25 protein-coding genes are annotated in these 25,424 nt (G+C 65.9%); 14 read left to right on the forward strand and 11 right to left on the reverse strand.

Going from position 1 to position 25,424, the window contains the following annotated elements:
* Window positions 1-96 precede the first annotated feature (96 nt).
* The 5 genes from DYI37_RS10185 to DYI37_RS10205 all read right to left on the reverse strand — a co-directional run bounded on the left by DYI37_RS10185 (window position 97) and on the right by DYI37_RS10205 (window position 5,523).
* The gene (locus tag DYI37_RS10185) at window positions 97-1,620 is read right to left on the reverse strand and encodes a UxaA family hydrolase (RefSeq protein ID WP_116683133.1); all 1,524 of its coding nucleotides are present in this window, start codon (window positions 1,618-1,620) and stop codon (window positions 97-99) included.
* Window positions 1,617-2,603, reverse strand: coding sequence for a zinc-binding alcohol dehydrogenase family protein (locus DYI37_RS10190; protein ID WP_116683483.1), 987 nt, complete (start codon window positions 2,601-2,603; stop codon window positions 1,617-1,619). The genes DYI37_RS10185 and DYI37_RS10190 overlap by 4 nt, the downstream gene beginning before the upstream one ends.
* Window positions 2,604-2,623: 20 nt before the next feature.
* Window positions 2,624-3,409: an ATP-binding cassette domain-containing protein gene (locus DYI37_RS10195; RefSeq protein ID WP_116683134.1), complete on the reverse strand. Its 786-nt coding sequence runs from the start codon at window positions 3,407-3,409 to the stop codon at window positions 2,624-2,626.
* A gap of 100 nt (window positions 3,410-3,509) precedes the next feature.
* Window positions 3,510-4,451 carry an ABC transporter substrate-binding protein gene (locus DYI37_RS10200; RefSeq protein ID WP_116683135.1) on the reverse strand — a complete coding sequence of 314 codons (942 nt, stop codon included), beginning with the start codon at window positions 4,449-4,451 and terminating at the stop codon, window positions 3,510-3,512.
* A 46-nt stretch (window positions 4,452-4,497) separates the two neighbouring features.
* A complete protein-coding gene (locus tag DYI37_RS10205) occupies window positions 4,498-5,523 on the reverse strand; it encodes an ABC transporter permease (RefSeq protein WP_116683136.1) in 1,026 nt (341 codons plus the stop codon).
* Window positions 5,524-5,658: 135 nt separating this feature from the next.
* On the opposite strand from DYI37_RS10205, the gene DYI37_RS10210 reads away from it, so the two are divergent.
* Complete coding sequence (locus tag DYI37_RS10210) at window positions 5,659-6,561, forward strand: GntR family transcriptional regulator (RefSeq protein ID WP_116683137.1); 903 nt, start codon at window positions 5,659-5,661, stop codon at window positions 6,559-6,561.
* Between the two features lie 22 nt (window positions 6,562-6,583).
* Here DYI37_RS10210 and DYI37_RS10215 read toward each other — a convergent pair whose 3' ends face one another.
* The gene (locus DYI37_RS10215; RefSeq protein ID WP_116683138.1) at window positions 6,584-7,561 is read right to left on the reverse strand and encodes an aldo/keto reductase; all 978 of its coding nucleotides are present in this window, start codon (window positions 7,559-7,561) and stop codon (window positions 6,584-6,586) included.
* A complete protein-coding gene (locus tag DYI37_RS10220) occupies window positions 7,558-8,664 on the reverse strand; it encodes a mannitol dehydrogenase family protein (RefSeq protein ID WP_245413865.1) in 1,107 nt (368 codons plus the stop codon). Before DYI37_RS10220 ends, DYI37_RS10215 begins: the two co-directional genes overlap by 4 nt.
* A 172-nt stretch (window positions 8,665-8,836) precedes the next feature.
* On the opposite strand from DYI37_RS10220, the gene DYI37_RS10225 reads away from it, so the two are divergent.
* Entirely contained in the window at window positions 8,837-9,166 is a 330-nt protein-coding gene (locus tag DYI37_RS10225; protein WP_116683484.1) for an L-rhamnose mutarotase, read from the forward strand.
* 198 nt (window positions 9,167-9,364) lie between these two features.
* Here the strand turns inward: DYI37_RS10225 and DYI37_RS10230 are convergent, their stop codons facing one another.
* Entirely contained in the window at window positions 9,365-10,915 is a 1,551-nt protein-coding gene (locus tag DYI37_RS10230) for a carboxylesterase/lipase family protein (RefSeq protein WP_116683140.1), read from the reverse strand.
* 49 nt (window positions 10,916-10,964) lie between these two features.
* Window positions 10,965-11,483 carry a phenolic acid decarboxylase gene (locus DYI37_RS10235; RefSeq protein ID WP_116683141.1) on the reverse strand — a complete coding sequence of 173 codons (519 nt, stop codon included), beginning with the start codon at window positions 11,481-11,483 and terminating at the stop codon, window positions 10,965-10,967.
* A gap of 95 nt (window positions 11,484-11,578) precedes the next feature.
* On the opposite strand from DYI37_RS10235, the gene DYI37_RS10240 reads away from it, so the two are divergent.
* Window positions 11,579-12,442: a LysR family transcriptional regulator gene (locus tag DYI37_RS10240; protein ID WP_158555135.1), complete on the forward strand. Its 864-nt coding sequence runs from the start codon at window positions 11,579-11,581 to the stop codon at window positions 12,440-12,442.
* A 141-nt stretch (window positions 12,443-12,583) separates the two neighbouring features.
* On the opposite strand, the gene DYI37_RS10245 is transcribed toward DYI37_RS10240, so the two are convergent.
* The gene (locus DYI37_RS10245; RefSeq protein ID WP_158555136.1) at window positions 12,584-13,027 is read right to left on the reverse strand and encodes a MarR family winged helix-turn-helix transcriptional regulator; all 444 of its coding nucleotides are present in this window, start codon (window positions 13,025-13,027) and stop codon (window positions 12,584-12,586) included.
* A gap of 79 nt (window positions 13,028-13,106) precedes the next feature.
* Between DYI37_RS10245 and DYI37_RS10250 the strand changes: the two genes are divergently transcribed.
* The 9 genes from DYI37_RS10250 to DYI37_RS10290 all read left to right on the forward strand — a co-directional run bounded on the left by DYI37_RS10250 (window position 13,107) and on the right by DYI37_RS10290 (window position 21,735).
* A complete protein-coding gene (locus tag DYI37_RS10250) occupies window positions 13,107-13,406 on the forward strand; it encodes a DUF3861 domain-containing protein (RefSeq protein ID WP_158555137.1) in 300 nt (99 codons plus the stop codon).
* A gap of 1 nt (window position 13,407) precedes the next feature.
* Entirely contained in the window at window positions 13,408-13,938 is a 531-nt protein-coding gene (locus tag DYI37_RS10255) for an antibiotic biosynthesis monooxygenase (RefSeq protein WP_116683144.1), read from the forward strand.
* 212 nt (window positions 13,939-14,150) lie between these two features.
* Entirely contained in the window at window positions 14,151-15,722 is a 1,572-nt protein-coding gene (locus DYI37_RS10260) for a peptidoglycan D,D-transpeptidase FtsI family protein (RefSeq protein ID WP_158555138.1), read from the forward strand.
* Window positions 15,723-15,894: 172 nt separating this feature from the next.
* Window positions 15,895-16,434 (forward strand): cytochrome b, encoded by a 540-nt coding sequence (locus DYI37_RS10265; protein ID WP_116683146.1) that lies wholly within the window; start codon window positions 15,895-15,897, stop codon window positions 16,432-16,434.
* 142 nt (window positions 16,435-16,576) lie between these two features.
* Window positions 16,577-17,398 (forward strand): class I SAM-dependent methyltransferase, encoded by an 822-nt coding sequence (locus tag DYI37_RS10270; RefSeq protein WP_116683147.1) that lies wholly within the window; start codon window positions 16,577-16,579, stop codon window positions 17,396-17,398.
* Window positions 17,399-17,693: 295 nt separating this feature from the next.
* Window positions 17,694-18,815 (forward strand): ABC transporter substrate-binding protein, encoded by a 1,122-nt coding sequence (locus DYI37_RS10275; RefSeq protein ID WP_116683148.1) that lies wholly within the window; start codon window positions 17,694-17,696, stop codon window positions 18,813-18,815.
* A gap of 96 nt (window positions 18,816-18,911) precedes the next feature.
* Window positions 18,912-19,823: an ABC transporter permease gene (locus DYI37_RS10280; protein ID WP_116683149.1), complete on the forward strand. Its 912-nt coding sequence runs from the start codon at window positions 18,912-18,914 to the stop codon at window positions 19,821-19,823.
* Window positions 19,820-20,674, forward strand: a complete 855-nt coding sequence (locus tag DYI37_RS10285) for an ABC transporter permease (protein ID WP_116683150.1) — start codon at window positions 19,820-19,822, stop codon at window positions 20,672-20,674. Before DYI37_RS10280 ends, DYI37_RS10285 begins: the two co-directional genes overlap by 4 nt.
* Entirely contained in the window at window positions 20,671-21,735 is a 1,065-nt protein-coding gene (locus tag DYI37_RS10290) for an ABC transporter ATP-binding protein (protein ID WP_116683151.1), read from the forward strand. Before DYI37_RS10285 ends, DYI37_RS10290 begins: the two co-directional genes overlap by 4 nt.
* Before the next feature lie 121 nt (window positions 21,736-21,856).
* Here DYI37_RS10290 and hglS read toward each other — a convergent pair whose 3' ends face one another.
* A complete protein-coding gene (hglS, locus tag DYI37_RS10295; protein ID WP_116683152.1) occupies window positions 21,857-23,236 on the reverse strand; it encodes a 2-oxoadipate dioxygenase/decarboxylase HglS in 1,380 nt (459 codons plus the stop codon).
* A gap of 183 nt (window positions 23,237-23,419) precedes the next feature.
* Here hglS and DYI37_RS10300 point away from each other — a divergent pair, with 183 nt between their 5' ends.
* Entirely contained in the window at window positions 23,420-23,824 is a 405-nt protein-coding gene (locus DYI37_RS10300) for a hypothetical protein (RefSeq protein WP_147307909.1), read from the forward strand.
* 138 nt (window positions 23,825-23,962) lie between these two features.
* Window positions 23,963-25,399 carry a PepSY-associated TM helix domain-containing protein gene (locus DYI37_RS10305; protein WP_116683154.1) on the forward strand — a complete coding sequence of 479 codons (1,437 nt, stop codon included), beginning with the start codon at window positions 23,963-23,965 and terminating at the stop codon, window positions 25,397-25,399.
* Window positions 25,400-25,424 lie beyond the last annotated feature (25 nt).

The raw sequence follows: 25,424 nt of genomic DNA on the forward strand, positions 1-25,424 counted from the left end.
CCTAATGACGGGTCTCGAGGCGGCTGCCCACCGGGATGATGACGGCGAGCGAGGGGGGATGGATCGTCCTCGCCCGGATCGGGTGACGCGCCGCCGCTACATGACGGCGCCGATCTGCCAGGGCACGAATTCGACCGTGCCGAAGCCCTGGGCCTCGCTCTTGCTCTTCTCGCCGGAGGCGACCCGAAGGAGAAGGCGGAAGATCTCCTCGCCCTTCTCGGCAAGGCTCGAACCGGTCAGGATCGCGCCGCAGTTGACGTCCATGTCCGGCTCCATCCGCTTCCAGAGATCGGGATTGGAGGCGATCTTGATGCCCGGCACCGGCTGGTAGCCCGACACGCTGCCGCGGCCCGTGGTGAAGGCGATGAGATTGGCGCCGGAGGCCACCTGCCCCGTGACCGAGCAGGGATCGTAACCGGGGCTGTCCATGTAGACGAAGCCCCGCCGGTCGATCGGCTCGGCATATTTGTAGACGCCGGCAAGCGGTGCGGTGCCGCCCTTGGCGACCGCGCCGAGGCTCTTTTCGAGAATCGTCGTCAGTCCGCCGCGCTTGTTGCCGGGGGACGGGTTGTTGTCCATCTCGCCGAAATTGCGCGCCGTATAATCCTCCCACCATTCGATGAGATCGACGATCCGTCGGCCGGTCGCCTCGTCCGCCGCACGGCGGGTGAGGAGATGTTCGGCGCCGTAGATCTCGGGGGTCTCCGACAGGATCGAGGTGCCGCCATGGCGCACGAGAAGATCGGACGCATAGCCGAGAGCCGGGTTCGCGGTGATCCCGGAATAGCCGTCCGAGCCGCCGCACTGCATGCCGAGGACGAGGTGGGAAGCCGAGGCCTCCTCGCGCACCGCCTTGTCAGCCTCGGCGGCAAGCTCGCGGATCGCGGCGATCGCCCGCTCGATCGTCGCCTTCGTCCCTCCGCTCTCCTGGATCGTCATGTAGCGGAAGCGGGCCTTGTCGTTCAGCACCTTCCGGTCGACGAGGTCGCCGATCTGCATGACCTCGCAGCCGAGCCCGAGCATCAGGATGCCGCCGAAATTGGCGTTGTGGCCGTAGCCCGCGAGCGTGCGAAAGAGCGTTTCGTATCCCTCGCCCTCGCCCGACATACCGCAACCCGTTCCGTGGACGATCGGCACGATCCCGTCGACATTCGGAAATTCGTCGAGAAGGCACCGGCGCGCGACCTCGTGGGCGACGAAGCGGGCGACAGAGCCCGAACAGTTCACCGAGGTGAGGATGCCCAGATAGTTGCGCGTGCCGACCCGGCCGGACGGGCGATGGAAGCCCCTGAACGTCGCTGGCACGGTAACGGGATCGAGGCGTGTCGCGGCGCTCGCGAAGGCATAGTCCTGGCGGTGCTCGCCCATTCCGAGATTGTGCACGTGAACATGGTCTCCCGGCGCGATCGCGAGGCTCGCGGCGCCGATGACCTGGCCGTATTTGATCACCGGCGCCCCCGAAGCGATCGGCATGATCGCGACCTTGTGCCCCGAGGGTATCCGCACGCTCGCCGAGATCCCGTCCATGATCGCAGCACCGGCAGGGATCTCCCTCAGCGCGACGACGACATTGTCGGCATCGTGCAATCTCAGGGCGAGCGGAGGGCGAGTTTCGGTCATGGGGTCACCAGCACTTTGACGATATGCTCCCGGTTCTGGGCGAGCTTCGGGAAGCGGTCGGGCATCTCGGCGAGCGGCAGCACTTCGGAGGCGATCGCGTCCGTCGGAACGTGACCGTCTCTGATGGCCTGCATCACGCGCTCGAAATCCGAGGCGAGCGCATTGCGCGAACCGATAATGCACGATTCCCGCTTGTGAAACTCCGAATCCTTGAAGGTGATGTCGTCCTTGACGACACTGACGAGGATCGTACTGCCGCCATGGGCGACGAGCGGAAAGCCGGCCTCGATGGCCGCGGCGTTTCCGGTCGCGTCGAAGACCGCGTCGAACCCCTCCGCCGCAGGCCCATGCAGGGGGTTCTCGCCGACGAGATGGCTCTCGGTGAAACCGAAGCGGTCGGCCATCAGCTTCAACCGCGCCGCACTGCGGTCGAGGAGGTGCACCTTCGCGCCGGCGAGCCGTGCGAAGATCGCCGTGCCGAGCCCGATCGGCCCCGCCCCCGCGACGAGAACGAGATCGCCGCTTCCAACCCGCGAGCGCGCCACCGCATGGGCGCCGATGGCGAGAAACTCGACCATCGCGGCCTGGATCGGATCAAGCCCGTCCGCCGGGTAGAGATTGTCCCGGGGCACCGCGATCCGCCGGCACATGCCGCCATCGCGGTGGACCCCGAGAACCTCGATCGCCGCACAACAATTCGGCTTGCCGCGCCGGCACGCGCGGCAGGTTCCACAGGACAGATAGGGATTGATCGTGACGAGCCGTCCGGCGTCCGGCCCCTCGGCCACATGACCCGACAGTTCGTGGCCGATCACGCGTGGATAGGCGAGGAACGGGTGCTTGCCCTCGAAGATGTGGTAGTCGGTGCCGCAGATGCCGATCGCGGCGATATCGACGAGAACCCAGCCCTCCGGCGCTATTCCCGGCACCGGGCGGCTCTCCAGCTCGAACCGGCCGGGCTCGACGCAGACCCCGCAGTCCATCCTCTCCGCATCGCGATCGATCATGCCGGCACAGTCTCCAGATTGCGGGCGGACCAGTCCGCGGGAAGGTCGCCCTTGACGATGAGGCTCAGGACATCGTCCTTCGTCACCTCGTCGATCGCATGGGAGCCGACGAGGCGGCCCTTGTTCATCACGACGACCCTGTCGCAGAGTTCGAAGACGTCGTGCATGTCGTGGCTGACGAGGAAGATGCCGATCCCCTCGGCCCTCAACTCCTTGATCAGACCGGCGACCATCGCGGTTTCGGAGGGACCCAGCGCCGCGGTCGGCTCGTCCATGATGAGCACCTTGGTGTCGAAATAGATTGCCCGTGCGATCGCGATGACCTGCCTTTGTCCGCCCGAAAGGCTGGAGACCGGATCGCCGAGATTCTTGAAGTTCGGATTGAGCCGCGCCAGGACTTCGCGCGCGGCCTTCAGCATGGCACGGTCGTCGAGATTGCCGAACCGGGTCTTCAGTTCGCGGCCGAGAAACAGGTTGGCGGGCGCATCGAGATGGTCGGCGAGCGCGAGCGTCTGATAGATCGTCTCGATGCCGGCCTTACGCGCATCGTTCGGATCGCTGAACGCGACCGTCTCGCCATTGATGCGGATCTCGCCGCCGCTCGGAACCATGGCGCCGGACAGGATACGCATCAGGCAGGATTTGCCCGCGCCGTTGTGTCCGAGGAGGCCGACGACCTCGCCCGCCCGAAGATCGATCGAGACGTCCTCGACGGCGCGGATGCCGCCGAAATGTTTCTGGATGCCGATCAGTTCGACCAGCGGCGCCTTGCCCATATCCATCGCCTTCCGACAAGTCTTCGTCACGGACCGGCTGCCGGAAAAGATCCGGCGACCGGCGTGGGCAGCACGATCACCGCAGCGATCATGCTGCCCGATCGGGTCAGTAGAGAACGTTCTGAGCGTCCGGGCTGTCGATATTGTCCTTATCGACCATCACGACGCCCGTATTGATGAACTCGCCCACCTCTTCCCCGTCGATCACCTTGATCACGGTCTCGACGCCCTTCTCGCCCATCGCGAAGGACCCCTGGACGGCGATGGCATCGAGGACGCCGTCGCGAACGAATTGCTGAAGGTCCTCGTTGCCGTCGAAGCCGAGGGCGACGAGCTGTCCGGCCTTGCCCGCCTGGACGATCGCGCGCCCCATGCCGACGGCGGTCGGCTCGTTGGCCCCGAAGATTCCGACGAGATCGGGGTTGGCCGAGAGCACGTCGGTCGTCTGGTTGAGTGCCGTCGCCATCTGGCTCTGGGAATAATAGGGACCGACGATCTCGAGCTTGGAATTCTTCTTCAGATAATCGCTGAAGCAGCCCACGCGGCCGATCTCGGATCCGACACCCGCGACATAGGACATCACGGCGACCTTGCCGCTGTCGCCGGCCTTCTCGATCATCCGCTTGGCGACCTCCTCGCCGGCGGCGCAGTTGTCGGTCGACAGAAACGCCTGGTAGCTCCCCTTGGCGCCGTCGGCGAGCGCACTGTCGACGATCACGACGGGAATGCCGCTCTCGAAGGCGCGCTTCACCGTCGGGGCCAGCGCCTCGGGATCGGAGGGAGCGAGAACGATGCCCGAAACGCCGCGATTGATCGCGTTCTCGACGAGGTTGACCTCATCGGCGATGGCGCTTTCGGAGGCGGGCCCGTCGAAGCTCATCGTGTGCTCGGACTGACCGTCGATCGCGGCCTGCGCACCCTTGTTCACGTTCTGCCAGAAGTTCGAATTCGTGGTCTTGACGATGACCGCGATCTCCCCGGCCTCGGCGGCGCCCATGCTCGCAAGCGCGATGAGCGAGGTTGCGAGTGTCTGCCTCACGATGTTCATGCCATTTCCTCCCATGTTGACAAGCTGGTTTCGGACTGCCCGCTCCTCACGGGCGATTGCGGATCTGATCGATCCAGACGGCGCCGATGACGACGAAGCCGATGACGATCTGCTGGATGAAGGCTGAGACGCCCGCCATGTTCAGGCCGTTGCGCAGGATGCCGATGATGAAGGCGCCGATCATCGTGCCCGAGATCGTTCCGACGCCGCCGGAGAGCGAGGCACCGCCGATCACGGCGGCCGCGATGGCGTCGAGTTCGTACATCACGCCCTCGCTCGGCTGGGCGGTGACGAGGCGGGACATCAGCACATTGCCCGCAAGACCGGCCAGCGCTCCGGACATGACATAGGCATAGAGCTTGGTGCGATCGACGCGCACGCCCGACAGGCGTGCGGCTTCCTCGTTCGAGCCCGTCGCGAAGATATGGCGGCCGATCTGCCGCTTCTTCAGGAGGTAGGCGGCGGCCAGCGCGACGACGAGAAGCAGGATCGCCGGATAGGGCACGCCGGGGAAGACCACGTTCGGAAAGCCGTTGGGCCGCAATTCGACCATTCGAAAGAGTGCGCCGTTGCCGAGAGCGCCGAAGGCGTCGCCGAGCCCCGAGATCGGGATTGCCCCCGTCAGCTGAAGGGCGATGCCCCGGGCGATCAGCATCATGCCGAGGGTCGCGACGAAGGGCGGAATGCGCAGCTTCGTGATGACCAGGCCGTTGAAGGCCCCGCATATCGCGCCTGCCAGGATCCCCATGCTCATCGCGGGAAGGACAGGAAGACCCGCCTTGACCGCCATGGCGGAGACGACGCCCGAAAGCGCGAGCACCGAGCCGACCGACAGGTCGATCCCGCCGGTCACGATGACCATGGTCATGCCGATGCCGAGCAGTCCGACGACCGAGGTCTGGAGCAGGATCGTCAGGCCGTTATTGACCGTGAAGAAGGCCGGGCTCGTCGCGGCAAAGCCGAGGACCAGGAGAAAGAGCGTCAGCAGAGCGGACAGCCGGTGCAGCGAAGCATTCGCCGGCGCGATGGCGGACAGGGCGAACCCTCCACCCGTTTTGGTCGCGTTCGACATGTGCCTCCCTCATGTCCCGCATTTAATTATTAAAGACCGTCTCACCCGGTCGCGCCGCTTGTCAACGGTTTTTAATTATTCTAGACAAAATACAGTTTCGCCCGAACGGGCATTGGACGTGCGGGGAGACGTGCGATGGCGAGAACCGACATGCGGTATCGGGACGCCTATAACGTGCTTCTCGACTTCTGCGCGGAACTCGAGCCCGAAGCGAGGCTTCCGGCCGAGAGCAGGCTCTGCGAGATCGCGGGCGTGAGCCGGACCGTCGTGCGCCGCTGCCTCGGGCGGCTCAAGGAGCGCGGCATCATCGCATGGGAAGGCCGCGACAAGCGACTGCTGCGCCGACCGGCAGAGGCCGACCGCATCGCCCGCCCCGATGGCCTGCAGGGCTCGGCCGATCTGGAGCAGCGCTTCCTCGAATGGATCCTCAAATTCGACGTTCCCGCCAACACGCCGCTTTCGGTCGCCGAACTCGCCCGTTCGTTCGAGGTGCCCCAGCACGAACTCAAGGAATTTCTGGCCGGCCTCAGCCGGTTCGGCCTCGTCGCGCGGCGTCGCCAGGGTGGCTGGATGCTTCTGGGCTTCACGCGTGGCTTCGCGGTCGAACTGTCCGACTTCCGGGCCGTGCTCGAACTCGATGCCGTGCGTCATCTCGTCGAGGCGCCGGTCGACCACCCGATCTGGGCACGCCTCGAGGCGCTGCGAGCCGAGCACCTGACGCTGAAGGCTCGGATCGAGACCGATTTCCACGCCTTTTCCAAGCTCGACGAAGCCTTTCACGCGGCCCTCAATTCGGTCGTCAAGAACCGCTTCGTCGCCGAGTTCCAGAAGGTCGTCTCGCTGATCTTTCACTACCACTATCTGTGGGACAAGACCCATGAAAAGGATCGCAACGAAGCTGCGATCGGCGAGCATCTGGCGATCATCGACGCGCTCGAAGCGCGCGACGAGGAGGCCGCCGTCGCGGCCGCGCGGCGCCATCTGAAAACGTCGAAGACGACGCTTCTGTCCTCGCTGCGCTACCACGATCTTGCCTGAAGGCTTTGTCCCGCGTCGCCATTCAGGCGTCGGGCGACCGGTCCAGAAAGGCTTTCGCGGCCTGCGACGGCTCCTCGGCGAGCATCTCCAGATTGCGCTTCAGCATGAGCGGGTTTGCCGTACCGAGGAGGACCGAGGCGGCGGCGGGATGACGGTGCGCAAAATGCAGGGCGGCCGCTGCGAGCCCGATGCCGTGGGCCTCGGCCTGGCGTTCGAGGTTCGCGGCGCGTTCGCGCACCTCGATCGAGGCGGGACGGTAGTCGTAGGTCGCCCCCTCCACCGGCCCGGTCGCGAGAATCCCGGAGTTGAAGATGCCGCCGAGAACGAGGCTCGTGCCGCGCTCCCGGCAGAGCGGCACCAGACCCGCTTCCGCGGACCGATCGAGTAGCGTGAGGCGGCCGGCGATGAGGATCACGTCCAGTGGACCATGCCCCAGGACGTCGAGGCAGACCTCGCACTCGTTGACGCCGAGACCGAAGGCGCGGATGCGGCCGCGCTCCTTCAGCCTCGCCAGCCGCTCGTAGCCCGAGCCGAGAAAGGCCTCCATATGCCTGTCGGCTGCGGCCCCGTGGGTGCAGCGGCCAAGGTCGTGGACATAGAGGATATCGATGCTGGAGCGGCCCAGCAGTTCGAGGCTCTGCTCGAAACTCTCCTCGATGCCATCGCCGGAATAATCGTAGCGGGCATCGTTCTGCGCCGGCTGCACATAGCCGTCCACCGCCTCGATGGGGTGCCTGGCCGGCGACAGAACCCGGCCCACCTTGGTCGAGAGGATGACGTCGTCATGGCCCGCGAGGAAGCGCTTCAGACGCATTTCGGACAGGCCGCGACCGTAATGGGGTGCGGTATCGAAATAGCGGATGCCGGCTGCGTAAGCGGCCGAAAGCACGGCCTCGGCCGCCTCGTCCGTCACGGCGGCATAGAGATTGCCGATGCTCGCGCATCCGAAGGCGACCTCCGTCACCTTAAGCCCGGTCTGCCCGATCGGTCTCGTCTTCATGACGAACGCTCCTTCATCGCCGCTTCGAGGCGCGGCTTCGCCGAGCCATCGCCGTTTGTCCGTGCCCAGTCGAGAAAGGCGCCGATCCGCCGATCCAGTTTTTCGGCGTGGTTCTGGGCGATATCGGCGAGGCGGTGGTCCAGATAGGGGTTCGCGAACCGTTCGAGCGTGATGGCGACATAGGCCTCGGCTCCCTCTCCCTCCCCGCCGGCGGCAAAGCCGGGCAGGACCTCTTCGGCATAGAGCGCGGCGAGCTCGCGCGACATCGCCGCCTCCGCCATCACCTCGCGGACGAGTTGAGGCCCTTGCCGGCGGCGTTTCAGCCACTGGGAGACCATGACGGTGTGACCGAGATTGAGGATGAAGAGCTTGCGCCGCTCGATCGGCCCGAGATCGGCGACGACGTCGATCGCGGCGTGACGACAGGGCAGGACGAGATCCGGCCGGTCCTCGATCGCCCAGAGCGCGTAGGGCTCGGCGACCGCACCGGCCGGCTCGATCGGCTCGGACACGATCCGGTCGACCAGGGAATTGACCCAGACGACCTCCTCGCCGAGCCATCGACGATAGTCCGCCTCCATCCCGCCCGCAGCTTCCAGAACCAGATCCCTCAGAACCCGCCCGTTGTCGCGGACGAGTTCCGTCGGCATCATCTGGAGAGGCCCCATGCCGGCCTCGTATCGCGCGCGAAGGAGATGAGCGAGCTTTGCGGGATAGGACATCGCCGCATCGTAGCCCGGGGAGCGATCGGCCGGACGGCGCATCAGCCCGGCTTCCGAGACGTTCGAGATCACGATAAGCGCCTCTTCAGTGAGGATGCGCGTCACCTCGGCCTGGTCGCCGGCGAGCGAAAGGCCCCGGGCGATGCTCGATACGCGCGCGACCCGATCCACGGCCTCACCGTCCTCGAGGCCCCGAATGCGGACATCGTAGCCCTTCGCGAGTGCCGAAACGCGCCCTGCCCTTGCGGGATCGCCGCTCGACTGCACGACAGTGACCGGCCCGAGACCCTCCCCGGCTTGAAGAGCCTGCGAAATGAAGAGGGCGGCATGGGCCTGCAGGAACCGGCTGGTCCCGAACTGCACGATCGGCGTCGTTGACAAGATTTTCCCTCCGCGCTTATGGTCCATAATTATAAAAAACAAAACACGGACACAAGCGCGGAATGGCAACCGACGCCAACCAGCAATCTCGGCGGAACGATCGCGGCGACTGCGACTGGATGAGCGGTGATGTGGCCGAGCGGGAGAAGCGAACCTTGGGGACATGCGGGCCATGACACGAATGGCGTTCGTCATCGGCGTGGATCCGGAACGGATCGACGCGTACAAGAGGCTCCATGCCGATGTATGGCCGGATGTTCTCGATCGGTTGAGACGCTCGAACATCACGAACTACTCGATCTTCCTGCGCGAGCCCGAGAACCTCATGTTCGGCTATTGGGAATATACGGGCACCGATTTTGCCGCGGACGACGCCGCCATCGCGGACGACCCGGTCACGAAGGACTGGTGGAAGCTCTGCGGCCCGATGCAGCGCCCGCTCGAGACCCGATCGGACGGCGAGTGGTGGGCGCCGATGACGGAAGTCTTCCACCTCGACTGATCGCCGACGGCCGAACGGGCTGCGTCCCGGCCGATGGTCGAGTCACAGCCAAGAGCTGCGGCTCGCCTCTCTCGCGCGATAAGCAGGAGTGGAAAGTGTCGGGACCCGGACGAGACCGTCCGGCAGGGTCGCACGATCTTCGATCTCGCCGCCTAGTGTTATGTCGAGAAAATCCGGCTCGGCCCCCTCGCCTTCCCGTCAGAACGCGACATCCGTCCAAAGGCCGCGCACGGATTCTTCCGGATCATTGACGGTCTTCGACACCGTGTCGAAGCGCATCGTCTTCCGCGTGGCGAGATCATAGGTGGGCCAACCGGGATCGCCGGTTTTCGCGAAGGCGACCCAGGCCCCGTGCATGGCTTCGGCCAGCGAGTGAGGCGGATTTTCGCCGACGAAGGTTTTTGCCTGATCGGACGACAAGTTGTCGAAGCTGAACGGCACATCGACGAAGTGAGCCGCGCCGAGCCGGCCTCCATAGGCGGGCGAGCGCCAGGAAAAATTGTAATGCCAGGTCTGCCGGTTACCGCTTCGCAATTCCGCGATCCTGAGTGCCGGCATGCGGAACGTATAGTCGGACTGGAGCGCCGTGAGGAGATCGCCGGTGGTCGCATCGGGCATTCGGGCCCGGTAGATGTCGAGCGTCTCGGCGGAGAGGTTCAACTCGTCGACGAAGGCGTCGATGTCCTCCGGCGAGACGCGATCGATGGCGCCCCCGGGCACCATGTAGATCCGGGCTTCCTCATCCGTGCTGCCGACGATCACCGGAACGCCGGCCTCTTGCGCTCGCGACAGCATGTCGATCGGCGAGGCATCGACGACATCCCCGTCGATCACCGGCAGGAAGGCGGTCCCGCCAAGCGACAGCTTGCCCCATTCGGCGCGATCCTTCAGTTCCGCCGAAAGGTCCGGAATGGCGGCGATGAGATTTTCGAAGGCGACACCGCCGAGCCCGGCGACCGTCGGCTCGGCACCCAGCCCTCTGGCGAAGATGTCCGCGAGGCGCGTGGCGTCGTCGGCGGTCATCGCCTGCATGGGTGGGCTTTGAAGGATCGCGCGCTTGAACAGCCCCTCGGCTTTCGGGGAGGCGAGAAGCACGGCGATGCTCTCCGCTCCGGCCGACTGGCCGAAGAGAGTGACATTGGTGGCGTCACCGCCGAAGGCCGCGATGTTGTCGCGCACCCATTCCAGCGCGGCGATCTGGTCGAGAAGGCCGCGATTGGCAGGCGCGCCCTCGATCGCCATGAAGCCGTCGACACCGACGCGGTAATTGACCGTCACGACCACGATGCCGTCGGCAGCGAACCGCGTACCGTCATAGGCCGCCTCGCCCGCATCGACGCGCACGAAGGCGCCGCCGGGGATCCACACCATGACGGGCAGCCCCTCTGCCCCGGGATCGGGCGTCCAGACATTCAGCGTCAGGTCGTCGGCACCGCCGAACAAGGCCGATTGCGGATTACGGCTCGGCTGGGGCGGCGGCGGGCCGAAGGCGGTGGCATCGCGCAGGCCCGTCCAGGGCGCGACCGGCTGGGGCGCCTGAAAGCGCGTTTCAGCCATGAACGGATCGGCGGCATAGGGAATGCGCTTGAAGGATGCGACACCGCCCCTTCGCGCGCCCCGCACATCGCCGGAGCGCAGGGACACGACGGGTTCCCCGGCGGCGATGGATGGCGTCGAGCGAAGGGTCATGGCAAGAACCGAAGCCAGTCCCGCGCCGAGCACGGCGCGGCGGGTTAAGGGATATGACATATCGAGCTCATGAATTGTGTCGAGCGAAACTCTCGAACATGGGACCGGATCAGTTCCGCCGCGCGGCGTAACCCTCCGGCAGGTCCGAAGGCGCGCAGCAGATCACGGTCTCGTCGTCGGCACCGCAGGTTTCGCTGAACGTGATCTTCGCAAATTCGTCGACCACCAGCGGGGGATAGGTCGGGCCGGCATCGCGAAGGGAGCGCATCTCGTCGAGATGGTCGTTCTGGAAGCACACGGTCTTCTTCGGATCCCGGGCCACCCATTGCGGAAAGAAGATCACGCCATGGATGATCCTCGTCGCCAGATTCACGGCCACGCTGACATTCGTGCCGGTCGGCTCGTTCCACGAAATCTTGAAGACGTCGTCGGACAGGCGGACGATGTGCGCCTCCTGGTCGCGGACCCAGCGCCCGCCGACCATTCCGCTATGGATGCGGTAGTCGATCGTCCGCGGGTTCTTGACGTACATCTCGTACTGCCAGCCATTGTCGTAGGTATAGATGAAGTGCTTGCCGACGACGCTCGTCAGCTCTTCCGGACGGGTGGATTCGAAGGGATCGGACATGGGGAAACTCCTTTGCTGACTCCGATCTAGGCACATTTGTATCGGATTTCCCGTCGTGATATTCGGGGGATATGATCGAAAAATCCGATTGGTCCGTGCCGCGTTCGACCCTCGAGCAATGGATCGTCCTGCGGATGGTCGTCGATACCGGGAGCTTTTCGGCAGCGGCAGCCGCGCTGAACCGGAGCCAGTCGACGATCAGCTATGCCCTTGCGAGATTGCGGGACGCCATCGGCGTCGATCTCCTCCGCCTCGACGGACGACGCGCCGTCCTGACCCCCGAAGGCGCGACCCTTCTTGCCGACGTCACGCCGCTGATCGAGGACTTTCGCCGGATCGAGCGCCGGGGCGCGGCGGCCCTTCGAGGGGAACGACTTCAAATCAGGCTGCTCTTCGACACGCTCTTTCCGAGGGACCGGTTGCTGGGCGCCATCGAAACCTTCGCTGACGATTGGCCTCATATCTCGATCGATCTGCACGAGACCGTCCGCCAGCCGGTCGAAACCGTTGCCTGGGCGAATTATGATCTCGCCATTCTCGTCGCAGCACCGGGCGCCGCTTCGGCGCAGATCGTCGCGCAGGTCGATCTCGTCGCGGTCGCCCATCCGCATCATCCGCTGGCCAAAGCCGGTCGCCCCCTCACGGCGGCGATGCTCGCCCGCCACCACCGGTTCGAGATCTCCTCCTTCGACAGGGCGAGCGAGGTTCGCCGGGGCCGGGCGAGGATCTGGCGGATGAACACCGTCGAGGCCGCGCTCGATGCGGTGCGCCGGGGTCACTGCTTCGGCTGGCTGCCTCTGCATCTCGTCGAAGCGGATCTGGCGGAGGGTCGGCTCGTCCGGCTCGTGCTGGAGAAACCGGATATCCGAACCTATCGTCTGGCTCTCAGCGCGCCTGATCCCGGCCTCGGGCAGGATCGGGCGCTCGCCCGTTTCGCCGAACTGCTGAGAACCGGGTGACCGGCCTTCTCGGCTGGATATTCGAAGAGGGACAAGCCACCCTGCCGGCTGAGGCGACGATCCCCTCACGGGCGCCCCCTCGCAAAGGCCTCGCGATCCCGGCACCCGAAGTGACGATCCGGCCGGTCTCGGCCCTCAGGTCTAACTGTCAGCCAGAGCGGAGCGCATCTTCGCGAGCATTGCGCTAAGGGTGTCCCGCTCATCGGACCGGAGCGGGCCGAGCATCGCCGCAGCAAGGCTCCGGCGCTTTTCCAGAACCTCTCGGAACACGGCTTCCCCGCTTTCGGACAGTCTCACCCTCGTCGCGCGACGGTCGCTGGCGGACCGCTCGCGGATGACGAGTTCGAGGTCTTCGAGCTCGGAGATGGTGCGTGTCACCTGCGCCTTGTCCCGGCGCGCCAATTCGGCAAGGCCCATGATGCCGGTTCCCGGATGGCGGCCGACATAAGCGAGCATTTCGTGCTGCACCGGCGTGGCCGGCCCGCCGACGCTCGCGGAGGCCTGCCGCAACTCGCTGCGGAACTGGCGGGAGATCGAACTCATGAGTTCGACGATGACGTCGTCGGTCGTACCACTGCCTGACATTTTAGTTGACGAAGTCCCCCATCCCGAATTAGTTGACTTTATCATCTATTTGTCGGTCTGTCAGCAGGAAGGCGCTCCGATGGCTCACACCTACCGCTTGTCTCTCACCCATTTGTCCGATCAGCGGGACAGGCCTGTCGGGGCTGAAATCTGCGACATCGAAGTCCGGAACCACGACGATCTGGCGGCGATCATCGAGCGTGCGCGCTCGAACGGGATCGTTCCGGAGGACGAGGTCGCCGAGTTCTGCGTCGGCCTCAAGCTGCTCACCGAAATCGCCATGAGGCACCGCAGCGAGCCCGCCTTCGCGTCCTTCTTTCCCCATCTCGGAGCCTTCATCCGCAGCATCAAGGCGCCGCGCTCCGAGGAGGCCGCCTGAGATGTCGCAGGTGACCCGGATCGTTCATCGCCGTGCCAATTCCGGCTTCGAGAAGGAGTATGAGGCTCTGGCGCGCGGGATGCTGGAAGCCTCGTCGAAGGCCAGGGGTTCTCTCTTCTCCACCCTCATTCCTCCGCGGGTCGACGGGGAGGAGTTTCACGTCGTGCAATGCTTTGCGACGCAGGACGATCTCGATGCCTGGCGACATTCCCCGGTGGCGGATGAGTGGCATGCGCGCATCGCGCAGGTCTCCGATCACCGACCGCAATACAGAACCTACAACACGTCGGATCTCTGGTTTTCCGCAGCGGGCCTCGTTCCCCGCCAGCCGGCGCGCTGGCGTATGGCTTTCGTCGTCTGGATGGGCATCTTTCCGATCGCCTCGGCCTATATCTGGTTCCTCTCCCCCTATCTGATGGATCTTCCGTTCCTGCCGCGCATGGTCGTCCTCACGGCCCTGATCGTCGCGACGATGTTCTATTTCGTCTTGCCGGTTCTTCTGCGCCGGATGGCACGCTTCCTCGCGCGATAACCATCCGTCCGCCTTTACGCGCCCATCATTCCCGCCTTTTCGAGCGTCTGCCTTCGGGTGCTCCCGAGCGCATCCCGGACGCCTACACTGGATCGGACCCTGCCTCCATGCGCCGACGCCAACGCGCCCCTCGTCCCGCTGAACGCCATGACGCGTCCTTCGTCCGCGCTCCGCGATTCAAGCCCCGCATCCTCATCACGAGTCTTGTCTTCATGGGGATCTACCTCGCGATCGGCGCGCGGCTCGTCGTCTTCGCGCGCGCGCCCGTGGCTGAGGCCGAAGCGAGCGCAGGGCGGGCCACGACGTCACGGCCCGACATCGTCGACCGCAATGGCAGCGTGCTTGCCACGGACCTTCAGACCTTCTCGCTCTTTGCCGAACCGCGCAAGATCGTCGATGTGGACGAGGCCGTGGAGAGGCTCACGGCGATCATGCCGGACCTCGACGCGGCCGAGCTCTTCCGCTCGCTGTCCTCCAAGGCCGGCTTCGTCTGGATCAAGCGCAAGCTGACGCCCCGCCAAAGGCAGGTCGTCGCCGATGCCGGTATTCCGGCCCTCGGGTTCCGGCCCGAGATCAACCGCTTCTATCCGGGCGGCCGGACGGCGGCCCACATTCTGGGCTTCACCGATATCGACAACAAGGGATTGTCGGGGATCGAACGCTGGATCGATCAGGAGGGGCTTCTGGATCTGCGCAATGCCGGTCTTGCAGAGGCGGACGCGCTGGCGCCGGTCCGACTGTCCCTCGATCTGCGCGTTCAGCACGCGCTGCGCGACGAACTCGCCAATGCACGCGAGACGTTCGCGGCAACGGCGACGGAGGGCCTGATCCTCGATATCAAGACCGGTGAGATCATGGCGCTCGCATCGCTTCCGGACTTCGATCCGAACGATCCCGTCGAGGCGGGACGACCGGACCGATTGAACCGGATCAGCGGCGGCACTTCCGAAATGGGCTCGACCATCAAGGTTTTCACCACCGCGATGGCGCTGGAGATGAAGGGCGCCAATCTTCAGACCGAGTTCGACACGACCGAAGCGGTGATGGTGGGTAACCGGCGGATCCGCGACGAAGGGCATCTGCAGGACCGGCCGATGACGGTTCAGGAGATCTTCGTGCGCTCGTCGAATATCGGATCCGCCCGCGAGGCGCTCGATGTCGGTGTCGAGAAGCACGAGAGCTTCCTGCGCCGGATGGGGCTTCTGTCGAAGCTTCAGGTCGAGCTTCCGGAGGTTGCGAGCCCGCAGGTTCCATCCCGCTGGAGCCGCGCGACGACGGTCACCGCCGCCTTCGGCCACGGCTTCGCCACGACGCCGCTCCAGACCGCGGTCGGCATCGGCGGCATCCTGAACGGTGGCAAGCTCGTCGAGCCGACCTTTCTGAAGCGCGAGGGTTCCGTGGACGCGCTGCCGAGCCGGGAGCTCGTATCGCCGGCCACCAGCCGATCCATGCGCCGCCTCTACCGGCTCAACGTGATGTCCGGCACCGGGAAGAAGGCCGATATCGAAGGATACCGGGTCGGCGGAAAGACCGGGACGGCGGAGAAGGTGATCGATGGACGCTATGCCCGGCACCACAACTTCAACGTCTTTTCCGCGGCCTTTCCCATGGACGATCCGCGCTATCTCGTGATGACGATCATCGACGATCCGCAGGGCGGCGTTCCCACCTATCTGCGGACGGCATCCTATACCGCGGCGCCGGTCGCCGCGAAGGTGATCACGCGTGTCGCGGCGATGCTCGGCGTGGCTCCGGAATTCGAGCCCATCCAGATCTCGCAATAGGCGGGAATGACACATTCGTGTCGTTCCTATGCGGGATCTCCGGCGGTAAAGTCGCTCAAGACGCGATGACGCTACGGCGCTTCGAAGGCATTTCCAATCGATCGGCCCGCCGCACGCCGATCCTCGATATTTTCAATCAAGTCCTCAAATCAGAGACCGGCAGAACGATCCCATGACAACCTACAAAGACACGCCCGAGCGCTACGGGCCGATCACGCGCTTCCTTCACTGGGGTATGGCGGTTCTCTTCGCGGCGCAGTTCGCCTCGGCGGCCGCTCATTGGGCGCTGCCGCGCGAAAATGCCCTGCGCGAGACGCTCTGGAGCTATCACGTGACCCTCGGGGTGACGCTCTTCATTCTGGTTTTCCTGCGGGGGATCTGGGGCCTTCTGAACATTCCGTCCCGTCCGCCCCATTCCGGGGCGATGGGTCAGGCGGCGGTCGCAGGCCATGTCGCCCTCTATGCCCTGATGATCCTCGTTCCCTCGGTCAGGCTCCTCGCCGCCGCCGGCGGCGAGCGCGGTCTCACCTATCTGGGGCTCACGATTTTTCCGCCGCGCGAGACCGAAATCGCCTGGACGCAGGTTCCCGCCGAGTGGCATGGCGAGATGGGCTGGATCCTGGCGCTTCTGATCCTCGGCCATATCGCCATGGCGACGATCTGGCATCATCTCATCAACCGGGACGGTGTCCTGAAGCGCATGGCGGGGTAAGCCCCGGCAGGGTCGGGATGCTCGGCGTTCAGCGGCTGTCGATCGCCCTGTCCCGGCGAAATCAACCAAAGCAAGCCGGCCGCGATCTCTCGGCCGGCGATGCCGGTTCGACGATCCGCGCAGACAAACGGACGCAGACCCTATGATGTGCCCAGATGACCGAGACGCCGCGCCGGAACCTGGCTCCGGGGCCGATGCCGTACCGGAGAACCCGGCCAACGGGCCGAGTTCCCGCTTCTTCGCGGCGGTGGGCATCGTCCCCGGCATGCGCGTCCTCGACATCGGCTGCGGGAACGGCGATCTCAGCCGGTTCGTCGCAGGCCTTGCGGGACCTGGCGGCGAGGTCGTCGCGCTGGACCGCAGCGACGACGTGCTGGCCTCGGCCCGTGCGGCGAAGGCCGACCCTCGGGCCGCACCTATCCGCTATCGCACAGCTGACCTTGCGGGCGTGCTGCCCGATCTCGGACGGTTCGATGCGATCGTCGGGCGCCGCGTGCTCATGTATCTGCCCGATGCGGCGGCCACGATCGCCCGTCTCTCGGATCTCGCAAGGCCCGGATCGATCATGGCGTTCCAGGAGCATGGACGGGCCGGACTCCCTGCGGGACTGGGCGACTTGCCCCTGCATGGCCGGCTCTACGACTGGATGTGGACGACGGTCGCGGCGGAAGGCGGCGATACGGGGCTCGCGCTGCGGCTTGCGAGCCTGATGCGGGCGGCGGGGCACCGGGTCGAGACGGCGCGCAGCGAGGGCATCCTGCTCGAGGCCGGCGAGCCCTCGTTTCTGCCGACGCTGGCTCGCGTCATGCTGCCCCGCATGCAGGCACACGGCGTGGCGACGGCCGAGGACATGGACCCCGACACGCTGGCGCAGAGGCTCGAAGCCGAGCATCTCGCGGCGGGAGGGACCATCGTCTGGGATCTGGCATTCCTCGTATCGGCGAGGATCGGCGCCGGGCGGTAGACGCGCGTATACGGTCGAGGAGACGGGTCGACCGGTTCGACGGGCCACCCATTGCTCAGAAGAGGAACGACGGCGGCCTTCGGCGGTCCGGGTCTTCTGAGGTTTCCCACATGCCTCTACCTGCGAGAGATTGCAGTTCGTCAGGAACACGGAGTAACCTTGCCTTACCGACCGGGAGGGCGCGACACGCCACTGTCACGGACCGGTGCTAACGGCCGGCACCGCCGCACCCGTTCGCTGGCGTTCCCATGAAAAACGGCCGTGCGCCTTGCCGCGGCTCTGGAGGGCTTTTTCCATGACATCATCCCGCCCGGTCGCAGGTCTTCTCGCCGCGACCCTCTCGCTCTCGACGAGCATGGCCTTCGCGCAGGACAGCGGGTCGTCCCAGTCGATGGACGAACTCGTCGCCGCCGCCAAGAAGGAAGGCCAGCTGACGACGATCGCGCTGCCGCACGACTGGTGCAATTACGGCGAGATGATCGAAGGCTTCAAGAAGAAGTACGGCATTGCCGTCAACGAGCTGAACCCCAATGCCGGCTCCGGCGACGAAATCCAGGCGATCAAGGCCAATCAGGGCAATACCGGTCCGCAGGCGCCCGACGTGATCGATGTCGGCCTCTCCTTCGGCCCCTCCGCCAAGGCCGAGAACCTGATCGCCCCCTACAAGGTCGCGACCTGGGACGAGATCCCGGACGACGCCAAGGACCCCGAGGGCTACTGGTACGGCGACTATTACGGCGTCCTCGCCTTCCAGGTGAACACCGATATCATCGACACCGTCCCGCAGGACTGGCCGGATCTGATGAACTCCGAATATGCCAATGCGGTCTCTCTCGCCGGCGACCCGCGCTCCTCGGCGCAGGCGATCCAGTCGGTCTACGCCGCCGGACTGTCCGCAAAGCCGGACGGCGATGCCAAGGCGATCGGCGAGGCCGGCCTCGACTTCTTCAAGAAGCTCAACGAAGCGGGCAATTTCGTGCCGGTCGTCGGGCTCACCGCGACGCTCGCACAGGGCACGACGCCGATCCTCATCCACTGGGACTATAACGCGCTCGCCTCGCGCGACACCCTGGCAGGCAATCCGGCGACAGAGGTCGTGATCCCCAAATCGGGTGTCGTCGCGGGCGTCTACGTCCAGGCGATCTCGGCCTATGCACCGCATCCGAACGCCGCCAAGCTGTGGATGGAGTATCTTTATTCCGACGAAGGCCAGCTCACCTATCTGAAGGGCTACTGCCACCCGATCCGCTTCAACGCCATGTCGAAGGCCGGCAAGATCCCGCAGGATCTTCTCGACAAGCTGCCGCCGGCCGAGGCCTACGAGACGGCGAAATTCCCGAGCCTTCAGGATCAGGATGCAGCCAAGGCGGTGATCACCGAACAGTGGGACAGCGTGGTCGGCGCGACCGTCCAGTAGCATTCGCCCCCTCCCGGGCCGGCCGTGAGCGGCTTGCCCGGGCTCCTCGGCGGGTTTTGAAACCTCACCCGGACAAGCAGAAAACAGGAAGCGGCGATGGCGGCGGCGCATGAGGCGGACTTGGCGACGGACGGGGCACGGACAGGCCCCGTGCGCGGCCGTGCGCCACGGTCCTTCGCCTGGCTCGGCACCGCCCCCTTCTTTCTCTTCGCGGCCCTCTTTCTCATCCTTCCGACCCTGACGCTGATCGCCGGCGCGTTCCAGACACCCGCCGGCGACTTCACCTTCCAGAACATCATCGGCCTCTTCACGCCGCAGATCATCGCGGCCTATCGCATATCGATCGAAGTGAGCCTCGCCTCGGCCGGGCTTGGCGCCTTTCTGGGCTTCTTCATCGCCTATGCCATCGTCCATGGCGGATTGCCGGGCTCGCTGAGACCCTTGATCGTCACCTTCTCGGGCGTCGCCTCGAACTTCGCCGGCATTCCCCTCGCCTTCGCCTTCATCGCGACGCTCGGCCGGATCGGGCTCGTCACCCTGTTCCTGAAGGACACGTTCGACGTCAACATCTACCGCTACGGCTTCAACCTCCTGTCCTTCTGGGGGCTGACCATCACCTATCTCTACTTCCAGATCCCGTTGATGATCCTCATTATCACGCCGGCCCTCGACGGGCTGAAGAAGGAATGGCGGGAAGCGGCCTCGATCCTCGGTGCCTCGACCTGGCAGTACTGGCGCCATGTGGGCATCCCCGTCCTCGCGCCCTCGATCCTCGGCTGCTTCCTTCTCCTCTTCGCCAATTCCTTCGGTGCCATCGCCACCGCCTACGCCCTCACCGGCTCGTCCCTCAACATCGTGCCGATCCTTCTCTACGCGCAGATCCGCGGCGACGTGCTTTACAATCCCAATCTCGGCTACGCCCTCGCCTTCGGCATGATCGCCATCACCGGCTGCTCCAACATCCTCTATCTCTGGCTGCGGGCGCGCGCCGAACGGTGGCAGCGATGAGCGCGCCCGCGACCACCCCCGGCGGGCGGCGGGCTTCCAGGGCGGGACCGTGGATCGTCGTCGTCCTCGCCATCCTCTATTTCCTCTTGCCGCTCGTCGCGACCTTCGAGTTCTCCCTGTCGATGCTGCGCGGGGTCTGGAGCTTCGAGGCCTACAAGTCGGTGTTCTCCGATACGCGCTTCCGCGAGACCTTCACCTTCTCGGTGATCGCCGCGCTGGTGACCATCATCGTCGGCTCGCTGCTCATCGTCCCGACGGCCTATTGGGTGCGCCTCAAATTCCCGAAACTGCGCCCGCTCGTCGAGTTCATCACGCTGCTGCCGCTGGTCATTCCGCCGATCGTCCTCGTCTTCGGCTATCTGCGGCTCTACAACTCCTCCTCCTTCCTGCCCTTCACCGGATCGGCGAACGGCACCTATGTCCTCCTCATCTTCGGCTATGTGGTCCTGTCGATGCCCTACATGTACCGGGCGGTCGACACCGGCATGGCGGCGATCGATATCCGCACGCTGACGGAAGCGGGCGAAAGTCTCGGCGCGAACCGCATCACGGTGCTCTTCAAGGTGATCCTGCCGAATGTCAGGGCTGCGGTCCTTTCCGGCGCGTTCCTGTCCTTTGCCATCGTCATCGGCGAATTCGTGCTGGCGAGCCTCCTCAACCAGCCGGCCTTCGGCCCCTATCTGGCGCTCGTCGGCACCCACAAGGCCTATGAGCCCTCGGCGCTGGCGATGATCGCGTTCGCGGTCACCTGGGCCTGCATGGGCCTCTTACAGCTCGCCGGCCGTAAGCGGACCGCGAGGCGGGTCGCAGCGCCCCTCGCCGTCAAACCCAATCAAGGATCGCAAGCATGAGCTTCCTGTCGATCGACGGCGTCGTCAAAAGCTTCGGGCCGACCACCGTCGTCAAGGATTTCGATCTTCGGGTGGAACGTGGCGAGTTCGTCTCCTTTCTCGGGCCGTCCGGCTGCGGCAAGACGACGATGCTGCGCATGATCGCGGGCTTCGAGCGGCCGAGCGCCGGGCGCATCGTCATCGACGGCGAGGACGTGACGGATCTGGCCGCGAGCCGGCGCCGTATCGGCATGGTGTTCCAGGCCTATGCCCTCTTCCCCAATCTTTCGGTCCACGACAACGTCGCCTTCGGGCTGAAGGTCGCGGGGCGGCCCAAGCGCGAGATCGGGCCGCGCGTCGAGGAGATGCTGACCCTCGTCGGCCTGCCGCATCTTTCGAACCGATACCCCTACCAGCTGTCGGGCGGCCAGCAGCAACGCGTCGCCCTAGCCCGGGCGCTGGCGCCGAGCCCCCGCGTTCTCCTTCTCGACGAGCCGCTTTCGGCCCTCGACGCCAAGATCCGCGTCTCGCTGCGCGAACAGATCCGCGCCCTTCAGCGCGAGCTCGGCATCACGACGATCTTCGTGACGCACGACCAGGAGGAAGCCCTGTCGATGTCTGACCGGATCGCGGTGATGAGCGAGGGCCGGATCCAGCAATGCGCGACGCCGTTCGAGATCTACAACCGACCCTCGACCCGCTTCGTCGCCGGGTTCGTCGGGACGCTGAGCCTCATCGACGGCGTGCGCGCGGAGGGGGCCGGCGCGATCGTCGACGGAACGCGGATCGAATTGTCCGAAACGCCGCCCGTCGCGGAAGGCGCGCCGCTCACGCTCACCCTGCGTCCCGAAGCGGTCAAGCTCGAGCCCTCCTCCGATCGGCCCAATCGCCTGACGGGTGAGGTGCGCGACGCCCATTTCATGGGATCGGTCGTCCGGCTCGACGTCCACGTCGCCGGATCGAGCGTCCTCGTCGATACCTTCAACCGGTCGGCCGTGCCGCCACCGGCCCGGGGCGAACGCATCGATCTCTATTTCGCGCCCGCCGATGTGGGCCTTCTCGCGGACCGGCCGCAGACTTGACGGACGGCCATCCGGCGGCCCTAAGCCTCCAACTCGTCTCGAAAATCCGCTTCGTGCTCCGGTTTCCCGCCGACAGGTGGGATGGCCGGAACAACCAAGGTCCGCTTTTCGGTCCAATACCCTATCCGGCCCGGCTGGCGAGATCGGCGCGCGCCCTTGCGAGCGAGGCGGCCTGCGCCTCGGCATAAAGCGCATGAAAATCTGCGACCGGAGCGCCGAGATCGGCCTCGAAGCGGGCCTGGCTGGGATTGGCCTCAAAGGAGCGCGCGGCGTCGTCGCCGAGATTGGACTGGAAGATCCCCGCGGCCGAAACCGGCAGGAAATCCTCGTAGGTGATCGGATCGGCGCGCAGCATGCCGGCGGCAACGAGTTCGTCGGCGCTGAGACCGGCGTCGATCCCGCCAGGCGTTCCGGTCGCGGCATAGCGGAAATAGCCGAGGCCTTCGGTCCTCAGCCGGTCGAGATCGTCGGGAAAGACGGAGAAGACATCGCAGAGCGCCGCCATATAGGCATCGGCATTGGAGCCGTCGGCGGCGGGCGTCACCCTGGCGCGCGCTTCGGCGAGAAGCCGGTCGTAGAGCGCCTGCCCCTTCGGCGTCAGCGCCAGCCCGCGCTGTTCGATCTCGCCGAACCGCGCCGTGTGGCGCCCTTCCCTCTCTTCGTCGCCGAGGAAGGCGACCGGCTCCTCCAGCGCCTTGAACGAGGTCTGGCGCAACAGGATGGGCACGCGGCGCGAGGGCGGCCCTTCGATCACGGCCTTGGGTGCGATGCCGTCCTGCGGCATGCGCGCCTGCACCGTGTCGATATCCAGCGTGCGCGGCGTCAGATGGTTGATATGCGGCCCCTTGAACGCGACGACGTCGGCGAGAAGCCGGTGGGCATGGTCGAGCCGGCGATATAGCGCGCCGTCGACATTGGCGGTGTCATGCCAGCGGAACGTCTCGAGCGCTTCCTCGACGAAGGCATCCGCCTCCGCTTCGCCGAGCCCGCCCTCCGTCTCGGCCCTCGCGATGAGATCGCGGCAGGCCGGGGTGAAGATCTCGCGTGTCTCCAGAACGGCGGATGCCTCGGCTCTGAGGGCTTCGTCCTCGATGAGGTCCAGCCGCAGGAGCGAGGTGAAGACCCGGAACGGATTGGCCGAGAGCGCGGCCGGATCGACCGGACGGAAGGCCGTGGAATGAACCGGCACGCCCGCGACGGAGAGATCGTAATAGCCCACCGGCACCATGCCCATCACGGCGAAGAGCCGGCGTATGGTGGAGAGCTCGGCCGCGGTTCCGAGCCGGATCGCGCCATGACGCTCCTCGTTGATGCGGTCGAGTTCGTTCGTGCGCGACAGGCGCGACGCTTCGGCCTCGTCGGCGGCGAGCACCTCGCCGTTCACCCGTTCCACCAGGGAGACGAGCGTTCCGTAGGCGGGGACCTCGGCACGGTACATCGCCGACATGGCGCGGGCGAAGCGGGCGCGGATCTCGTCGGAGGAGATATGGGAATGCGACATGGGGCAGGACCGATCGGCTGTTCAGCGTCTACAGTCATTTAACCGCCGCCGGGCCGCCCTTGCCAGCGAGTTCTGCCATTGTCCTCGTTCACGAACCGGACGATGAGCAGACGAGCCGGGCCGATCTGCGGCGGCAGGTGACAAGGATCGGCGTTTCTGGCATCGTCGCTCCTCGTGGACAAGATGCGCCTCCTTCTCGGCGATGCCTGGTCGGGCGGCCTTCTGGCCGTCGTCACGGCTGCGTGCGTCTTCTTCCATATGGCGGCCTCATCCTATGCCTGCTCGGTATCGCTGTCGGCGCCTCACACCGTATCCGTCGTGATCTGTCACGGTTCAGGCTTCGAAAACGTCGAAGTCCCCGCTCCCGGACCTGAAAAGCCGCAATCGGCCCACGGATGCCCCTGCGGCGCCCTTTGCGCCATGGGCGGCGGCTCGGCGCTTCCCGTCGCCGAGATCGATCTCGGCGCGGCCTACAGCCTGGCCGGCGCCATCGATCTCGATTTTTCGTCCGGTGACGATTCCTGCCGCGATGCCTGCGCGAACGAAGCGCCCCCGTTCCCCACCGGCCCTCCTGCCCTCTCCGTCTGACGCTCGAAACCAAGACCGTTTTCCGGAGACATTCATCATGCCCATTTCATCCGCCGGGCGGATGCGCGACGCTTGGCGTCCGCGCTCCGTCCCTGTCCGCCCCTCCTCGCCCTGCCTCTTGACACCGGGGTGCCCGCGATGAGCAAGGCCCTTTCCGCTTCCGCGCGCGAGCCTTCGCGCAAGGCCGCCGCGTCCGTTTCGACGACTGGCCTCATGGGCTTCGTCGCCCGGCTGCACTTCTATATCGGCCTCTTCGTCGGGCCGTTCCTGTTCGTGGCCGCGTTGACGGGCACGCTCTACGCCCTCACGCCCCAGATCGAGAGATTGATCTACAGCGACCAGTTGACGACGCCCTCGACGGGCACCGCCCAGCCCCTCAGTGCCCAGGCCGAGGCCGCGCGCCGCGTGGTGGGCGAGGACCTGCGCCTCTTCGCCGTGCGCCCGGCCCCCGAGCCCGGTACGACGACGCGGGTGATGTTCGCCGATCCGGCGCTCGGGCCATCGGAGACCCGGGCGATCTTCGTCGATCCGGTGACGCTGGACGTGCGCGGCGATCTCACCGCCTACGGAACGAGCGGCATCCTGCCTTTCCGCATCACCCTCGACTATCTCCACCGCAGTCTCATGCTCGGTGACTGGGGCCGCGCCTATAGCGAACTCGCCGCCTCCTGGCTGTGGCTCCTCGCGCTCGGCGGCATCGTCCTGTGGGCCCGGCGTCGCACCGGACGGGCCGCGCACGCGAACCCGGCCAACACGAGCCTTCGCGTGCGCCGCCTGCACGGGATCACGGGGGTCGTCCTGTCCGTCGGCCTCCTCTTCCTCTCGGCGACGGGTCTCACCTGGTCGCAATGGGCCGGAGACCGGATCGGCGAATTGCGCGGGGCTCTCGGCTGGACGACGCCGAGCGTGACGCTCGCCCTCGAAGGATCGCAGGGTCGCGGAATGGTCGGGGATCACGCCCATCACGGCGCGATGGGCATGACGATGCCGGCAGGCGCTTCCGAACCTGCGGTCGATCCGGCCGGGCGGCTCGACGGCGTGCTGTCGGCCGCACAGGCCGGGGGCATCGATGCTTCGCTCGTCGAGATCCGTCCCTCCGATCCGGGGGAGGCCTATGTGGTGCGCGAGATCGATCGGTCCTGGCCCTCCCAGGTCGACACGGTCGCGGTCGATCCTGCCACGATGGCGATCACCAGCCGGGCGGACTTCGCCGATTTCGGCCTCGTCGCCAAGCTCGTGCAATGGGGAGTGGCCGCGCATATGGGCATTCTCTTCGGGCTCGCGAACCAGATCGCGGTGGTCGCCCTCGGCATCGGCACGATGGCGCTCACCGTCTACGGCTACCGGATCTGGTGGCGGCAGCGTCCGGCTCCGGGCAATGCGTCGAGGACGCTGACGGATGCCTGGATGCGGATGAGGCCTGCCACGAGGATTGCGGTCCTCGCCGTCGCGGCAGCGCTCGGATGGGCCTTGCCGGTTCTCGGCGCGAGCCTCCTCGCCTTCCTCGCCATCGACCTCCTGCGCTGGGGTCTTGCCCGGCGCGGCCTCGGCAGGCCGCAATCGGCCGCGGGCTGAACACGAACGAAGCGGGGGCGGCCGA

This window comes from Fulvimarina endophytica, assembly GCF_003403015.1.
Lineage (GTDB): Bacteria > Pseudomonadota > Alphaproteobacteria > Rhizobiales > Rhizobiaceae > Fulvimarina > Fulvimarina endophytica.

Coding starts and splice junctions, on each gene's coding strand:
- DYI37_RS10185 (WP_116683133.1), bottom strand. CDS start 1,620: ATGACCGAAACTCGCCCTCCGCTCGCCCTGAGATTGCACGATGCCGAC.
- DYI37_RS10190 (WP_116683483.1), bottom strand. CDS start 2,603: ATGGACTGCGGGGTCTGCGTCGAGCCCGGCCGGTTCGAGCTGGAGAGC.
- DYI37_RS10195 (WP_116683134.1), bottom strand. CDS start 3,409: ATGGATATGGGCAAGGCGCCGCTGGTCGAACTGATCGGCATCCAGAAA.
- DYI37_RS10200 (WP_116683135.1), bottom strand. CDS start 4,451: ATGAACATCGTGAGGCAGACACTCGCAACCTCGCTCATCGCGCTTGCG.
- DYI37_RS10205 (WP_116683136.1), bottom strand. CDS start 5,523: ATGTCGAACGCGACCAAAACGGGTGGAGGGTTCGCCCTGTCCGCCATC.
- DYI37_RS10210 (WP_116683137.1), top strand. CDS start 5,659: ATGGCGAGAACCGACATGCGGTATCGGGACGCCTATAACGTGCTTCTC.
- DYI37_RS10215 (WP_116683138.1), bottom strand. CDS start 7,561: ATGAAGACGAGACCGATCGGGCAGACCGGGCTTAAGGTGACGGAGGTC.
- DYI37_RS10225 (WP_116683484.1), top strand. CDS start 8,837: ATGACACGAATGGCGTTCGTCATCGGCGTGGATCCGGAACGGATCGAC.
- DYI37_RS10230 (WP_116683140.1), bottom strand. CDS start 10,915: ATGTCATATCCCTTAACCCGCCGCGCCGTGCTCGGCGCGGGACTGGCT.
- DYI37_RS10235 (WP_116683141.1), bottom strand. CDS start 11,483: ATGTCCGATCCCTTCGAATCCACCCGTCCGGAAGAGCTGACGAGCGTC.
- DYI37_RS10245 (WP_158555136.1), bottom strand. CDS start 13,027: ATGTCAGGCAGTGGTACGACCGACGACGTCATCGTCGAACTCATGAGT.
- DYI37_RS10250 (WP_158555137.1), top strand. CDS start 13,107: ATGGCTCACACCTACCGCTTGTCTCTCACCCATTTGTCCGATCAGCGG.
- DYI37_RS10255 (WP_116683144.1), top strand. CDS start 13,408: ATGTCGCAGGTGACCCGGATCGTTCATCGCCGTGCCAATTCCGGCTTC.
- DYI37_RS10260 (WP_158555138.1), top strand. CDS start 14,151: ATGGGGATCTACCTCGCGATCGGCGCGCGGCTCGTCGTCTTCGCGCGC.
- DYI37_RS10265 (WP_116683146.1), top strand. CDS start 15,895: ATGACAACCTACAAAGACACGCCCGAGCGCTACGGGCCGATCACGCGC.
- DYI37_RS10270 (WP_116683147.1), top strand. CDS start 16,577: ATGATGTGCCCAGATGACCGAGACGCCGCGCCGGAACCTGGCTCCGGG.
- DYI37_RS10275 (WP_116683148.1), top strand. CDS start 17,694: ATGACATCATCCCGCCCGGTCGCAGGTCTTCTCGCCGCGACCCTCTCG.
- DYI37_RS10280 (WP_116683149.1), top strand. CDS start 18,912: ATGGCGGCGGCGCATGAGGCGGACTTGGCGACGGACGGGGCACGGACA.
- DYI37_RS10285 (WP_116683150.1), top strand. CDS start 19,820: ATGAGCGCGCCCGCGACCACCCCCGGCGGGCGGCGGGCTTCCAGGGCG.
- DYI37_RS10290 (WP_116683151.1), top strand. CDS start 20,671: ATGAGCTTCCTGTCGATCGACGGCGTCGTCAAAAGCTTCGGGCCGACC.
- hglS (WP_116683152.1), bottom strand. CDS start 23,236: ATGTCGCATTCCCATATCTCCTCCGACGAGATCCGCGCCCGCTTCGCC.
- DYI37_RS10300 (WP_147307909.1), top strand. CDS start 23,420: ATGCGCCTCCTTCTCGGCGATGCCTGGTCGGGCGGCCTTCTGGCCGTC.
- DYI37_RS10305 (WP_116683154.1), top strand. CDS start 23,963: ATGAGCAAGGCCCTTTCCGCTTCCGCGCGCGAGCCTTCGCGCAAGGCC.